The organism is Pseudomonas sp. VI4.1, from assembly GCF_002029345.1.
Lineage (GTDB): Bacteria > Pseudomonadota > Gammaproteobacteria > Pseudomonadales > Pseudomonadaceae > Aquipseudomonas.
The window spans coordinates 34034-47539 of record NZ_MULM01000135.1; the positions used below are offsets into that span (position 1 = coordinate 34034).

Below are 13506 nucleotides of genomic sequence, written 5' to 3' on the forward strand. Positions count from 1 at the left end.
GCCTCGCCGCAGGCCCGGGTTTGCTCACCGCGAAAACCGCTTGCGATAATCCCGTGGCGAGACGCTCAGATTGCGCTGAAAGGTGAAGCGCATGCGTTCTTCATCCCCAAACCCGCACGATCGGGCGATCTGATCGATATTGCGCTCGGAATCCTCCAGCAAACGCCGGGCAGCCTCCAGGCGCATCACTTCGACAGCTTTGGCTGGAGTGCGGCCGGTCTTGAGTTTGTAGGCCCGGGCAAAGTTGCGCGGGCTCATCTGCACCTGTTGGGCCAACACGTCCACCGTGAGATTGGCCTGGCTGAGGTTCTGCGCGATCCACAGGTGCAGGTCGTCGAATGCGGCACTGTCCCCGGTTTGCGCTTGCAGCAGTTGGCTGTACTGGGCCTGGCCGCCGGGGCGCTTGAGAAACACCACCAGTTCCCGCGCCACTTCCAGGGCGACTTCGCGCCCGCAGTCGGCTTCCACCAGGGCCAGCGCCAGATCGATGCCGGCGCTGACGCCCGCCGACGTCCACACCGAGCCTTGCTGGATGAAGATCGCATCGCTGTCGACTTCAATCGACGGGAAACCCTGCTTGAGCATGTCGCACAGCAACCAGTGGGTGGCGGCGCGTCGACCGTCGAGCAAGCCGGCCTGCGCGAGCAGGAAGGCGCCACTGCACACCGAGGCGGTGCGTCGGGCCTTGGCCGATGCGCCTTGCAGCCAGGCGACCAGGTCCAATGATTCATTCATGGCCTGACGAATGTTCGGTGCGCCGGGCACGATGAGCGTGTCGATCGACTGATCGGTGAAATCGCTCAAGGCCAAGGTGTCGACGCCAAGGCCTTCCGCCGTCTGGATCAAGCCGCCGTCGAGGCTCGCCGTATGGCGCTCGTAACCTGGTAAGCCGCGATGGGCCATGGCCTTGGAGGCGGCCCAGAACACGGTTTGAGCCCCGGTCAAATCGAGCAGGCCCATCTCGGGGTAGGCGACGAAGACGATTGAACGCGGTTGATCGGGAGAGGGCGCCGGAGGGATTTCGTTCATGGGCTTCTATTTCGACAATGCCGGATCAATCCGGCCGGATTTCCGGGGTTTATGTCATTCAGGCCGACAGAGTTCAACCTCCAAACGACGAAATGGCCACTCGTGACAATCCAGAACAATTGTATTACCGGTACCTGTCTGTTTCCCCACCGCAGGGCTGCGTACCTTGGGTTCACTGCAACCAGACAAGGACCACCCATGCTGAACCGATTGGTACTGCCGTTTGCCCTGTTGTTCACCCTCAATGCCGCCCACGCCGCGGAGACCGAAAAATGGTATCCGTCGAAATACGGCGCCAAGGATGAGATCGGTGCGCTCAATCTGTTGAACGCCGAGTCGGTGCTCAACGCCGCGAAACTGATCAAGACCGGCAAAACCTACCCCTTGGCGGTGCCCATCGATAAAAACCTGCCGGCCTTCCGCCATCGCAGTTTTCATCTGACCAACATCCAACCCGGCGAAGCCGGCGGCACCACCATGGGGCCGAACAAGTTCACCTTCAACGACGAACTGGTGGTGGGCTGGACCGGTGTCGGCACCCAACTCAACGGCATCGGCCACATCGGCATCGACAACGTCTATTACAACGGCAACCGCGCGGCGGATTTCGTGACCGTGGAAGGGGTGCAGAAACTCGGCATCGAGAAAGTCCCGCCGATCGTCACCCGTGGCGTGGTGCTGGACATGACGGCGGTGTACGGCAGCGCCATCGTGCCGGAGAAAACCGAGTTCAGCGTCGCCGATATCCAGAAAGCCCTGGACCTGCAAGGCATCACCATTGAGAAGGGCGACGTGGTGCTGTTCAACACCGGTTGGCTGGAGCTGCTGGGCAAGGACAACGAAAAATTCCTCGCCGTGGAACCGGGCATCGGCATGGCGGCGGCCAAGTGGCTGGCGGACAAACAGATCGTCGCGTTCGGCGGCGATACCTGGGCCTCGGAAATCTATCCGGGCACAGACGGCCAGGAGTTTCCGGTCAATCAGTTCATGCTGGCGAAAAACGGCATCTACAACCTCGAGCTGATCGACAGCCGCGCACTGGTCCGGGACAAGGCCTGGGCGTTCATGTTCGTGCTGGGGCAGCCGCTGTACAAGGGCTCGACCCAGGTCAACATCAACCCGGTGGCGATTCGCTAAAGACCTCTGGAAACGAGTGGTTTTGGCCGGCTTGCGCAAAAACCTGTGGGAGCGAGCTTGCTCGCGAAGAGGGCGTGTCAGTCAACATTGATGGGGCTGACACTCCGCTTTCGCCGGCAATCCGATCTCCCCACAGGGGAGATCACCGGCGGGCATTGATCCATCGTTAGCGCATGCCAGACAGTGGTAACGTAAAAACCCACGAGGATTTTCTTCGCACTCAACCAACAGGAGCAGGGTCATGGAATTGGGAATAACGGGACGCTGGGCGATCGTTTGTGCCGCCAGCAAGGGGCTGGGGCTGGCTTGTGCGCGGGCCTTGGCAAAGGAGGGCGTCAACCTGGTGATCAACGCCCGGGGCAACGAAACCTTGCAGGCGGCGGCAGACGAATTGCGCCAACTGGCACCCGGCATCGAAGTGCGCACGGTGGCCGGGGACATCAGCGAGCCGGCGGTGCGTGAGCAGGTATTGGCCGCCTGTGCGCAGGTGGATATCCTGGTCAATAACGCCGGCGGGCCGCCGCCGGGGGATTTCCGCGACTGGCAGCGCGAGGACTGGCTGAAGGCGCTGGATGCCAACATGCTGACGCCCATCGAGCTGATCAAGGCCTGCGTCGATGGCATGGCCGAGCGCGGTTTCGGGCGCATCGTCAATATCACATCCGGCGCGGTGAAGGCGCCGATCGATGTGCTCGGCCTGTCCAATGGCGCCCGCAGTGGCTTGACCGGTTTCATCGCCGGGCTCGCGCGCCAGTCCCGGCTGGCGGGCAACAACGTCACCATCAACAACTTGCTGCCGGGGCCGTTCGAGACCGAGCGCCTGCACAAGACCCTGAGCGCCGCCGCCGACGCCACTGGCACCAGCGTCGACAGCGTCGGCGAACAGCGGCGCAAGCAGGTTCCGGCCCAGCGCTTCGGCCAGCCCGATGAGTTCGGCGCTTACTGTGCGTTCATTTGCAGCGCCCACGCCGGCTTCCTCACCGGGCAAAACCTGTTGCTGGATGGCGGCAGTTACCCCGGAACCTTCTGATCTTCCTGGCCCGGTCAAGGTGTACCGATGATCAGCGTCTGCGATGCCGTTCGTCGATGAGGGCTATGCTTGGCAGTGCGCCCATTGAAGTGGGAGACCTCCGATGATCAACGCACGCACTGCCCGCATGCTTGCCGATTACAAACGCTGGGCCGATCAACGCCTCTTCGACAGCCTGAGCGCCTTGCCGCCCGGCGAGGTCAATAAAGATCGGGTCTCGGTGTTCAAGAACATGATCGGCACCCTGAACCACATCTACGTCGTGGACTGCATCTGGCAGGCCCACCTCGAAGGCCGAGGGCACGGCTTCAAGACCTCACACGATTTGCTGCATCCCGACTTGGCCGAGCTGCGCGAGGCGCAAAAGGACATCGATCACTGGTACTGCGACTGGAGCGAGCGCCAGACCGATGATTCGCTGGATCACCCCGTCGAGTTCAGTTTTGTCTCGGGCGAAAGCGGCACCATGAGCGCCGGCGCGATGCTGCTGCACGTGGTCAATCACGCCAGCTACCACCGCGGCTGGGTGGTGCAGATGTATTTCGAGATCCCGGCGATGCCACCGGTCACGGACCTGCCGGTGTACCTGCGCGAATCCGATCAGGTGTATTTCCGCCCGCTCAATGCGCCGGCGGTGGCGCGGACATGTGGCGTACAATTTTCGAGCGCAACCAGCGTTCTGCCGGATCGTTATCGTTGACCCCGTTCCAGACCATCGACAGTTCGGACAGGTTGAGGTCAAACGGCGGGTCGTCGGCCCGCAACTGGCTGCTGCCCTCGATCAACGCGCACAGGCCGGCGAACTGCGGCACCGCCAGCACCGTACGGCGCGATGGGCTGATGCGCGCGAGGTTGTTGTCGATTACACCGGTCAAGTGACCGGAACACGACGTTGGCGTGTGGCCCTTCGCAGCATTCATCCAGGCTCCGCGAGTCGCCGTTCCATAACTTTAACCAGCAGCAAACAGTGCTGATGGGCATTTGTAGACAGCATCTATTATTTTTTTTATGCGAATAAAGTAAGCTTCATCAATCTGCTTAGCTATTTCGTAGCCTCTATTCTGTTTATTGACAGATAGCGTATGTTTCGTCAGTTCGTCAAGGTAATAAATTCTGGTGGCGCTGGCTGAAGCTGTCTCATCTGTTCTCTCGGCAAGTTTTCTGTAATCAAAGGCGTCGGACCATAGTGAGTTGGTGCGTGATTTTGTTTGGATGCTTGATAATAAGTCAAATCTTTTTTTCATTGATGGATCCGCTGTGGCTGTATTTTTTGCGAATGCTAGATCATAATTAAACTTTTGGTTTTCGATGTATCGGTTTGATTCAAGGTGGTATAATTTCTCTATTCTTGATCGTTGATTTACTGCGTTTTTTGCCGTTATTCCCGGCCTGGGTTTCGATATTAGTGGAATCGAGCTATTGCGATGCATGGTAATAGTGCCGTTTTTCTTTACGACGTTTATGGCTGCCCTTTTTGCCAGAATTCTAAGCCGTAGGACGGCCCCTAAACCCAGCGTGCTGTGTCCGTCTGGATCGGAGTTGTTAGTCGGATCCCCTAAACAATATGTGTAGGGGTTCAGCCCGCCCTCTCCAAACGGGCTCAAACTGTCCGGACTGTTAAACCGCATCAAAGCCGGATTAAACGCCCGATATCCACAGCCCAATAAATAATGCCCGGTCACCGGATCAGGTCGCTCGCCATTGAAGCCCAGCAAACTGAGTTCCCCATTTTCCGGGGCGCGGTGGCCATAGGGAGAATAGGCGATGGGCTGTGGTGGATGATCGGCGTTAAGTGATTGCGTTACGGTACGCTGCTGATCAGTAGCCAGTAACGAGGCTTTAACTGCATTGTCCTGAATACTCAACTGTGCCAACAATAAATCACCGTGCTGGACAATGGAATATTTCATCGCGTCCTGTATCTCGGTGGTCATCCGGTTTTTGCAGTAGAAGCGTTGAAGCTGAGGTTCATCAGATGGTGTATGGCCAATCAAGCGATCAAGGGCATCGTAGCGATAGTGGCATTGTTGCGATGAGTGTAGGCGCCTCATGAGTCAGTGCTCCATCGGTCTTATTTCGAGTGACCAGTGTTGCCGGTTTCGTGACGGGTGGGAACTAGCAGAACTGCTAGGTCCGGTACGAAATCAGCTGAAACTCATTTGAACCCCGTATGCGTCGGGATTCAGTAGAGTCCGCGTCCATCAAATGCAGGAGCCCACGATGGCCAAACGGTATGAGCTCACCGACGCAGCCTGGGAATTGGTTGCAGACCTCTTCATCGAAGCCCGGCGCGGTGGTCGCCCAAGGGCAGATGATCGCTTGATGCAGAATGGCAACCTATGGGTGCTTTGCTCAGGCGCTGCTTGGCTAGACATGCAGGAGCGATTTGGGCCCTGGTCTACGGTCTATCAACGCTTTCGTGATTGGCGCAACCGAGGCGCCTTCGATCAATTGCTCAAACGTCTTCACATCAGGCTCAACGAGCAGTCAGGTAATGGTAATGCCAACTTACATTCCCTCTTCGCGGGCAAGCCGGTCTCCAACTGTGGGCTAGTGTGAACTCGGATTTAATGACTACCAATGATTCTTGTGGGAACGACGATTCGGCTGGCCCGCGATGGCGGTATGACAGGCGACAACGATGTTGGGTGTGCTGGCCTCTTCGACAGCAAGCCGGCTCCTACAGGTTGCGTCCAGTCGGGTGGATCGAGTTGATCCAGCGCCCGGTTCACTGCCAGTTCGCCCAGTATGATGACTTGCGCAATGCCCGCAGGGCGTTGCGGCTGGTCCGTCCATATGGTCCGCCAGGTCCATGGCCATGACGTTGGTGGAGGCCAGCGATTCGCAAGCATGGGCCAGCAGGGTTTCTTGCGCTTGGTATGGGCCGGCAGTTCCGGGGTGCAGCTGACGCCGACGGAAATCTCTCCGCTGGCGAGCATCGACGACATCAGCAGGAAATTCACTCGACGCACCACCACGTTCTGCGCCTCCTCCCGCATCTGCTTGAGCAGCGGCGGAAACAGGCCGAACTCGGCGTCGTCGGACAGGCCGATGCGAAACACATCGCGGCTGGTGGACGGGTCGAAATCCTTGGCCCGGCTGACCGCCCCGGAAATGGTGTCCATCGCCGGCTGCAACTCCTTGAGAATCTGCAGCGCGCGCTGCGTCGGCTCCAGTACGCGGCCGTTACGCACCAGCAGCGGGTCGTCGAACAGATCGCGCAACTTGGCCAGTGAGGCACTGACGGCGGGCTGGCCGAGGAACAGCTTTTCTCCGGCGCGGGTGAGGTTTTTCTCGAACATCAGGGTTTCGAAAATCACCAGCAGGTTCATGTCCACGCGGCGCAGGTCGTTGCGGTTCATGGTGGGGGCTCGGTGGGGCTTGGGGTCTTTTAGTAAAGCACCAATCCCCCTTGAGGGCTTACTGTGGCGAGGAGGGGGCTGTGGGAACGAGACCGGCTTGCCGGCGAAAGCGGTGTGTCAGTCGACGGAGAGGTTGAATGCGCCGGCCTCTTCGCCGGCAAGCCGGCTCCTACAGGTCCTGTGTGTCACTGCAGATGGGGAGCGTCGTGCTGAAGTACTTCTTCGGCAATTTTGCCAAAAAACGCCCGAGTCATACTGAAGAACTGACTCAGCTTTGCTCCGGTGGGTATAAGGTCGATACCCGCGAGACAATGCAGGTTCATATCCTGGCCAATGTGTTCCTCAAAAAGCTGTTCAAGTTCTTCCCACCAGCGTTGGCGCAGATCTTGAAGATAAGGGCTATTGAGGTTGAGCAAATCGATGGTGTATCGAGCACGATCATCGTCCGGCGCTGACAGTCCATCGGCAGGCACCACACGGCCATCGGACAAGTAGGCGAAGAAGCGCACACAGTCTGGCTGATGGCACGAGATGAAGCGGTCCCTATCGACACCTTTCGACTTACCGAGCGCGTGACCACCAAACAATTCAGCGCCTTGCGTCTTGAGCGCCGGCAAATCATTTTGGCTATCCAGCGCACCGGCCGCCAGGTTGCCATAGTCAAAGGTTCGCTGAGGATGTTGGCTCTTGTTCTCGACGTGCTCTATGTGGAAACCAAGCCCAACCCGGTCGGGCCGCAGTTCACTGTAGCAACACAACCCGTACTGCTCCTCCAGCAGATAGTCCAGGACCTGGGTCTTATAGCCAAAACTGCTCCAGCGACTGGTGGCGGCATCGCTTGTCATTGGCGGGTTGGCATGTGAGTTATTCAGCTGAAAAGGACCATTACCGCGCTTGCGAACCGACTTCATCCCTTCAATGCCTCTTGCCGCTTTATGCTGCGTTGAAGACGCTGAAGCTGAGGATGCTGTTCGCCTAGGGCCTGGGTAAGCTGCTGCATCAGATCAATCGTGCGCTGTTCGTCGTAGCGGCCCTTGTCCACCCATTCGGTGAGTTGCAGCAAGTCGCGTTTTTCATCGACTGGCGGCTGTGGATCGACCTGCATCACACTGTGAAGCACGCTGTTGCTCGGCTCACCGTAGGTCATGGCAAGGGGCTGGGAAGCAATCAACAGGCCTCGGGCGTCTTGGCCGATTACCCGGATATTTTCGCGCCGGACAGTGCTGAGCACCTGCGGGCTATGAGTCGTGACGATGAACTGCATGGCGGGAAAAGCAGCTCGCAATGATCCTATGATTGACTGTTGCCAATAGGGATGTAGAAACATGTCCACTTCATCGATCAACGCGATACCTGGTGTTTCCAGCGGTGCTCGCGCCTCGAGATGCGGGTTGAGTTTACAGGCACGAAAGGCGAGGTCGGCGACCATGGCAATGCTGTTGCGCAGTCCATCGCTGAGCATATCGACAGGCAACACCCCTTGTTCAGGATGGTGCATGACCAACTGCTGTTGATGGCTGGCGCTGTACTCAAGGCTGTGCCAGCCGGTGGGCACTTTTATCAACCGGTCTATGGCATTCTTGATGGCTGCGATAATCTGTTCAAAGCGCAGCCCGGCTTCGGAGATTTTTTCTTTGCGCTCCAGAGCGATCAATTGGGCTTCACGATAGCTGAGGTAGATCCAGCTGTACCAGGCAGTGAAGGTTTTGAAACTGGACGAATAGGACAGGCAGTTCAGGTACCCGGACGTCCTGGAATATTCGCTCTTGTCGAGCGTAGTTTGAGCGGCGGCCGAGGTGAATCGCCCCTCGTACCAGAGTCGTGAAGTTCCCAGGTAGGTCACCATGGGCAAAATCACCTGCGTATCGTTACGCACCTGCTCCTGAAGCGATTTTCCGTATGAGGTAAGCGCTTTCGAGCCAGCGTCGCCGATAGTATTGGTGGATTTTTTCAAGCTCAGGCGTTGCTGCAACCAATGGTCCCGGCCAGCGCCGTCCGCCCATCTCCCCCAGGCTTCAATGGCACTGGGCGTTTGAGACTCCATGTTGCCACTGCTGAATTGTGCGAGTCGCACATCTTCGTTCTGGATAGTGGCGGATTTCCCTGTCTGGCTGCCAAGATCGAAGCCTTTGACGAAAGGCCACAGAGCGACCCGGGCCGCATCCAGAATGGTGGTTTTACCGCCACCGTTGGAAGCAATCAGTATGGTCAGATGCGGATCGAAGTCGATCTCGAACTCTCCAAAGCAGCGATAGTTCTGAATGCGCAGCTTGTCGAGCCTCACAGCTTTTTCTCCGATTTCGTTATCTGGCCAAACATAGGGAATACACCTGTGCGTTGCAGTCGAGTCAGCATACTAAATGCAAACTGCAAAAACGCTAAAGAATGCCGGTCATAACTTGCTCAGCCCCGGACTGATTGAGAACAAATCAAGCAAGGGCGCGCAAAGCCACCTCAAGTCCGTGAAGCTGGATGCGGACACTGTGGGAGACCGGCTTGCCGGCGAAAGCAGTATGACAAGCGACAACGATGTTGGATGTGCCGGCCTCTTCGCCGGCAAGCCGGCTCCTACAGGATTGCGGCTAGTTGGGTGGATCGAGTTGATCCAGCGCCCGGTTCACCGCCAGTTCGCCCAGCATGATGACTTGCGCAATGCCCAACAGGGCGTTGCGGCTGGGTCCATTCATATGGTCCGCCAGGTCCATGGCCATGACGTTGGCCGAGGCCAGTGACTCGCACGCGTGGACCAGCAGGGTTTCGGTATCGAGTTGCGGGTTGACGAAGAACATGGTGCCGGGTGTGCGCGGGGTGGCCATGATGTCGGCGGGGGTATTGGAGTGAAAGTCGAAGGCGTGTTCGGCGGCTTCGTGGGGTTTTTTTGAACCGAGGTTTTCGTAGGGGGATGCTGGATCGGTGTCCGGGGGATTTGGGGTGACCTTGAACATGGTGGAACTCCTAGAGAATTGGAGCTGCCAACATTCGCTGCGAAACGAAAAAGGTGGCAGCTGTACGCGGGTTCGCAGACCAGGACTCTAGGAACCCGGCAGATCCGAAGATCTCCCGCGCACAGCCGCCATGACATGAGTGACAGACCTGATAAAGCGTCTGCTCATGGACGGTAGACGTTGTGCGCCTAGAATTTACCCGGGCTGCGAAACCCGATCGCTGTTTTTCAGCGACCGGGAAACGATAGAGCCCAGGCCCAAGGCGCACAAGCCGGCGGATTCTGGCGTAACTGTAGGCAACGGCGCAAGGTGGTGTAGCTTTTGTGAAGTAACCTGCAAGGCTTTTAAACAAGCGCCGCCGGGCGCTGTTTAATGCACGGATTTCCCGCGAAAAGATATCTATCGGATGAACACTGACCTGTGGGGGCGGGCTTGCCCGCGATAGCGGAGTGTCAGCCGACATAACGGTGTCTGTCAGACCGCCATCGCGGGCAAGCCCGCTCCCACAGGGACTGCGTATAGCTGACGGATATTGGAATCATCTGCCTTTTTTATATGGCCGACGCTGGCTCGGTCAGCACCTTCCTGAACGTCTCCACCAGCGGTCGCAGATTGATCCGGTGCCACGCCGCCCACAGCGGTGTGGTGAAGGCAATCCATGGCACCTCCCGCAGCACCACCCCCGGTGGTGCGTTGCGGCTCAGGCCTTTCTGGATCATCGCAATCCCTAGCCCCGACGCCACCAGCCCCAACGCGGTGAAGGGTTCGGTGGCCTCCATGCGAATGTCCGGAGTGAAACCGGCGCGGATGCAGGCGCTGACGAAGTCTTCGCGGCTGGCGCAGTTCTGGCGGTGTTGCACGCCGATCCATTCCTGATCGGCCAGGTCCGCCGGGGTCAAGGTGGTCTGCTGTGCCAGGGGATGATGCTCGGGCAACGCCAGCAGCATCGGGTCGTCCAGCACCTGGAAGCCCAGCAGGTCGGAGTCATCGTCCGTCGGCGGTTCACTGACCAAGGCAATATCCAGACTACGCTGACGCAGGCCTTCGAGTTGTTCGGCGGAGCTCAGGTTGTACAGCGCGACGTGTACGTTCGGCCGGTCGACCCGCAGCACCCGCAACGCGTTTGGCAACACCCCGGCATGCATGGCGTTTTCGATGTAGCCGATGCACAGGCCGCCTTCTTCGCCGCGACCCAGGCGCTTGCCGAGGGATTCCAGGCGGTTGGCGTGGGTCAGCAGGGCACGGGTTTCGGCGAGGAAGGTCTGGCCGTCGCGGGTCAGGCGGATGCGCTGCTGGCTGCGTTCGAACAGGGTCAGGCCCAGGCGTTCCTCGAGCTGGGCGATCTGCCGGCTCAGGGGCGACTGGGAAATGTGCAGGCGTTCGGCGGCGCGACCGACGTGTTCTTCTTCGGCGACGGCGACGAAGTAGCGCAATTGGCGGATGTCGATCATGTCAGACCTCTGGGGACTCAAGTGCTGCACATTATGTCTTGGACGGTCCGATGCTCGCAATCTAGGATTTGCTCATCGGCAACGCAACACAAACCGTTCTGTAGGAGTCGGCTTGCTGGGGATAGTGGATCGTCTCGCAATAATTGCGGCGACTGTTTTAGCGTTTTCGCCAGCAAGCCGGCTCCTACATATTCAAGAGGATTCATTCATGAGCTTGAAAGACAAACTGCCCGGCACCCTGGGCTTCGGTACCGCACCCTTGGGCAACATGTTTCGCGCCATTCCCGAAGAAGAGGCGATGGCCACCGTGCACGCGGCCTGGGATGCCGGCGTGCGTTACTTCGACACCGCGCCGTTTTACGGTTCGGGCCTGTCGGAGATCCGTCTGGGCGCCGCGCTGGCCCAGTACAACCGCGACGACTATGTGTTGAGCAGCAAGGTCGGTCGGGTGATTCTCGATGAAGTCGAAGACGCCGCGGCCCGGGATCTGGGCGAGAAGAGCGGGGTGTTCGAACACGGTCGTCCGAACAAGATCGTCAACGACTACAGCGCCGACGCGACCCTGCGCTCGATCGAAGACAGCCTCAAGCGCCTGCAAACCGATCGCCTGGACATCGTCTGGGTGCATGACATCGCCCAGGACTTCTACGGCGATCAATGGCTCGAATATTTCAATCAGGCCCGCACCGGCGCATTCAAAGTGCTGACCCGTTTGCGCGAAGAAGGCGTGATCAAGGGCTGGGGCCTGGGCGTGAACAAGGTCGAGCCTTGCGAACTGACCCTTGATCTGACCGAAGCGCAGCCGGACGGTTTTCTGCTGGCGGGGCGCTACACGCTGCTCGATCATGACCGTGCGTTGCAGCGTTTAATGGACGCGGCGCTGGCGCAGAATGTCGAGATCGTGGTCGGGGGGCCGTACAGCTCGGGCATTTTGGCGGGTGGCGCGCACTTCGAGTACCAGAAGGCCAGCCCGGCGATCGTCAATAAAGTCGAGCGAATCAAACGTATCGCAGCGGCCCACGGGGTCGACATCAAGGCGGCGGCGTTGCAGTTTTCCCTGGCGAACCCGGCGGTGGCGGCGGTGATTCCAGGTTCCAGCCGTCCGGACCGGATTGCCGAAGATGTGGCTGCGTTGTCGGCGGTGATTCCTGCCGCGTTCTGGCAGGCGATGCGCGAGGCGAAGCTGGTCTCCGAGCGCGCACCATTGCCCATCACAGGAGCTTGAGCATGAAAATCGATCTGACTGGAAAACTTGCCATCGTCAGCGGCAGCACCGCCGGCATTGGCCTGGGTATCAGCAAGGCACTGGCCGAGTCCGGTGCCACGGTGGTGGTGATCGGCCGCGACACGGCCAAGGTCGAGCAGGCGCTGGCGAGCATTCGCCAGCAGGTGCCCGGTGCGCAACTGCGCGGGCTGACGGCTGACCTCGGTACGGCTGAAGGCGCGGATAAACTGTTCGCCGCCGAACCACGGGCCGACATTCTGGTGAACAACCTCGGGATCTACGACGCGGTGGATTTCTTCGACACGCCCGATAGCGAGTGGACGCGCTTCTATGAGGTCAACGTGATCTCCGGTGTACGCCTGTCCCGGCATTACGTGCCGGACATGGTCAAGCAGGGCTGGGGGCGGGTGATTTTCCTGTCTTCGGAATCCGGGATCGCGATCCCCGCGGACATGCTCAACTATGGCGTGACCAAAAGCGCCAACCTGGCGGTGTCCCATGGACTGGCCAAACGGCTGGCCGGCACTGGGGTAACGGTCAATGCAATCCTGCCGGGCCCGACGTTGACCGATGGCGTGGAGCTGATGCTCAAGGATGCCATCGCCGCGTCCGGTCGCAGTGTTCAGGAAGAAGCCGACGCTTTTGTGCAAAAGTCGCGGCCGACATCGATCATCCAGCGCGTGGCGAATGTCGAGGAAGTAGCGAACCTGGTGGCGTATATCGCTTCGCCGCTATCCTCGGCCACCACTGGCGCGGCGCTTCGGGTCGACGGCGGTGTCGTCGACAGCATGGCGATTTGAACCTTACTGATTAAGAGAGAACAGTACATGGCAACTGCATCAGCGTTTATCGATATCCCGGCTTCGGCCGATCAGGTCTGGCAATTGATCGGCGGCTTCAACTCGCTGCCGGACTGGCTGCCGTTCATTCCCCAGAGCGAACTGAGTGAAGGCGGGCGGGTGCGCAGTCTGCAAACGGCGGATGGGGCGGTGGTGGTGGAGCGGCTTCAGGCGTTTGATGACGCGGCCAAGACGTATAGCTACTCGATTGTGCAGGCCCCGTTTCCGGCGACCGACTACCTGGCGACACTCAGTGTCGAGGCGCAAGGGCAGGGCGCACGGGTGACCTGGTCGGGGCGGTTTGCGCCGGTGGGTGTGAGTGATGAGGAAGTGGTGGCGCTGTTTACCGGGATTTATCAGGGTGGGCTGGAGGCCCTGCGGGCTAACTACCCGGCCTGACCACACCACCACTCCCCTGTAGGAGCCGGCTTGCTGGCGAAGGCGTCCGTTCAGTGACAATGATGTCGACTGATCCACCGCCTTCGCCA

Annotated in this window: 12 protein-coding genes and 4 pseudogenes; 7 read left to right on the forward strand and 9 right to left on the reverse strand. The window is 59.2% G+C overall.

All coding sequences use genetic code 11. From position 1 onward, the window contains the following. Window positions 1-24: 24 nt before the first annotated feature. A complete protein-coding gene (locus tag BZ163_RS10840) occupies window positions 25-1029 on the reverse strand; it encodes a GlxA family transcriptional regulator (protein WP_128870908.1) in 1005 nt (334 codons plus the stop codon). Between the two features lie 198 nt (window positions 1030-1227). Between BZ163_RS10840 and BZ163_RS10845 the strand changes: the two genes are divergently transcribed. The 3 genes from BZ163_RS10845 (at window position 1228) to BZ163_RS10855 (ending at window position 3896) form a co-directional block, all read left to right on the forward strand. Continuing rightward, window positions 1228-2166 (forward strand): cyclase family protein, encoded by a 939-nt coding sequence (locus BZ163_RS10845; protein ID WP_128870909.1) that lies wholly within the window; start codon window positions 1228-1230, stop codon window positions 2164-2166. Window positions 2167-2407: 241 nt separating this feature from the next. Next, the gene (locus tag BZ163_RS10850; RefSeq protein WP_128870910.1) at window positions 2408-3196 is read left to right on the forward strand and encodes an SDR family oxidoreductase; all 789 of its coding nucleotides are present in this window, start codon (window positions 2408-2410) and stop codon (window positions 3194-3196) included. Between the two features lie 103 nt (window positions 3197-3299). Next, window positions 3300-3896, forward strand: coding sequence for a DinB family protein (locus BZ163_RS10855; protein WP_128870911.1), 597 nt, complete (start codon window positions 3300-3302; stop codon window positions 3894-3896). Here BZ163_RS10855 and BZ163_RS10860 read toward each other — a convergent pair. Then, a pseudogene (locus tag BZ163_RS10860) lies at window positions 3817-4150 on the reverse strand (LysR family transcriptional regulator); the annotation flags it as partial. The gene BZ163_RS10855 and the pseudogene BZ163_RS10860 sit on opposite strands and share 80 nt — an antisense overlap. Beyond that, the gene (locus BZ163_RS10865) at window positions 4147-5247 is read right to left on the reverse strand and encodes an RHS repeat-associated core domain-containing protein (protein WP_128870912.1); all 1101 of its coding nucleotides are present in this window, start codon (window positions 5245-5247) and stop codon (window positions 4147-4149) included. The pseudogene BZ163_RS10860 and the gene BZ163_RS10865, both read right to left, overlap by 4 nt. A gap of 169 nt (window positions 5248-5416) precedes the next feature. Here BZ163_RS10865 and BZ163_RS10870 point away from each other — a divergent pair. Further along, window positions 5417-5683: pseudogene (locus BZ163_RS10870) on the forward strand (transposase); the annotation flags it as partial. Window positions 5684-5892: 209 nt separating this feature from the next. Here the strand turns inward: BZ163_RS10870 and BZ163_RS36355 are convergent. The 6 genes and pseudogenes from BZ163_RS36355 to BZ163_RS10895 form a co-directional block, all read right to left on the reverse strand. Then, window positions 5893-6064: pseudogene (locus BZ163_RS36355) on the reverse strand (DUF6124 family protein); the annotation flags it as partial. After that, window positions 6061-6558, reverse strand: a pseudogene (locus tag BZ163_RS36360) (LysR family transcriptional regulator); the annotation flags it as partial. The pseudogenes BZ163_RS36355 and BZ163_RS36360, both read right to left, overlap by 4 nt. A 185-nt stretch (window positions 6559-6743) precedes the next feature. Continuing rightward, the gene (locus tag BZ163_RS10880; RefSeq protein ID WP_128870913.1) at window positions 6744-7469 is read right to left on the reverse strand and encodes a retron system putative HNH endonuclease; all 726 of its coding nucleotides are present in this window, start codon (window positions 7467-7469) and stop codon (window positions 6744-6746) included. Continuing rightward, complete coding sequence (locus tag BZ163_RS10885) at window positions 7466-8842, reverse strand: AAA family ATPase (protein ID WP_305881747.1); 1377 nt, start codon at window positions 8840-8842, stop codon at window positions 7466-7468. The genes BZ163_RS10880 and BZ163_RS10885 overlap by 4 nt, the downstream gene beginning before the upstream one ends. Window positions 8843-9140: 298 nt before the next feature. Then, complete coding sequence (locus BZ163_RS10890; protein WP_128870914.1) at window positions 9141-9503, reverse strand: DUF6124 family protein; 363 nt, start codon at window positions 9501-9503, stop codon at window positions 9141-9143. 551 nt (window positions 9504-10054) lie between these two features. After that, a complete protein-coding gene (locus BZ163_RS10895) occupies window positions 10055-10954 on the reverse strand; it encodes a LysR substrate-binding domain-containing protein (protein WP_128870915.1) in 900 nt (299 codons plus the stop codon). Between the two features lie 208 nt (window positions 10955-11162). Here BZ163_RS10895 and BZ163_RS10900 point away from each other — a divergent pair, with 208 nt between their 5' ends. Genes BZ163_RS10900 through BZ163_RS10910 form a run of 3 tightly spaced genes read left to right on the forward strand, consistent with a single transcriptional unit; the run spans window position 11163 to window position 13417 of the window. After that, a complete protein-coding gene (locus BZ163_RS10900; RefSeq protein WP_128870916.1) occupies window positions 11163-12179 on the forward strand; it encodes an aldo/keto reductase in 1017 nt (338 codons plus the stop codon). A gap of 2 nt (window positions 12180-12181) precedes the next feature. Continuing rightward, window positions 12182-12979 carry an SDR family NAD(P)-dependent oxidoreductase gene (locus BZ163_RS10905; protein WP_128870917.1) on the forward strand — a complete coding sequence of 266 codons (798 nt, stop codon included), beginning with the start codon at window positions 12182-12184 and terminating at the stop codon, window positions 12977-12979. A 27-nt stretch (window positions 12980-13006) separates the two neighbouring features. After that, a complete protein-coding gene (locus BZ163_RS10910; protein WP_128870918.1) occupies window positions 13007-13417 on the forward strand; it encodes an SRPBCC family protein in 411 nt (136 codons plus the stop codon). Window positions 13418-13506 lie beyond the last annotated feature (89 nt).

What these genes read in the sequence shown, in the direction of transcription:
- BZ163_RS10840 (WP_128870908.1), bottom strand. Translation starts at nt 1,029, where the DNA reads ATGAACGAAATCCCTCCGGCGCCCTCTCCCGATCAACCGCGTTCAATC.
- BZ163_RS10845 (WP_128870909.1), top strand. Translation starts at nt 1,228, where the DNA reads ATGCTGAACCGATTGGTACTGCCGTTTGCCCTGTTGTTCACCCTCAAT.
- BZ163_RS10850 (WP_128870910.1), top strand. Translation starts at nt 2,408, where the DNA reads ATGGAATTGGGAATAACGGGACGCTGGGCGATCGTTTGTGCCGCCAGC.
- BZ163_RS10855 (WP_128870911.1), top strand. Translation starts at nt 3,300, where the DNA reads ATGATCAACGCACGCACTGCCCGCATGCTTGCCGATTACAAACGCTGG.
- BZ163_RS10865 (WP_128870912.1), bottom strand. Translation starts at nt 5,247, where the DNA reads ATGAGGCGCCTACACTCATCGCAACAATGCCACTATCGCTACGATGCC.
- BZ163_RS10880 (WP_128870913.1), bottom strand. Translation starts at nt 7,469, where the DNA reads ATGAAGTCGGTTCGCAAGCGCGGTAATGGTCCTTTTCAGCTGAATAAC.
- BZ163_RS10890 (WP_128870914.1), bottom strand. Translation starts at nt 9,503, where the DNA reads ATGTTCAAGGTCACCCCAAATCCCCCGGACACCGATCCAGCATCCCCC.
- BZ163_RS10895 (WP_128870915.1), bottom strand. Translation starts at nt 10,954, where the DNA reads ATGATCGACATCCGCCAATTGCGCTACTTCGTCGCCGTCGCCGAAGAA.
- BZ163_RS10900 (WP_128870916.1), top strand. Translation starts at nt 11,163, where the DNA reads ATGAGCTTGAAAGACAAACTGCCCGGCACCCTGGGCTTCGGTACCGCA.
- BZ163_RS10905 (WP_128870917.1), top strand. Translation starts at nt 12,182, where the DNA reads ATGAAAATCGATCTGACTGGAAAACTTGCCATCGTCAGCGGCAGCACC.
- BZ163_RS10910 (WP_128870918.1), top strand. Translation starts at nt 13,007, where the DNA reads ATGGCAACTGCATCAGCGTTTATCGATATCCCGGCTTCGGCCGATCAG.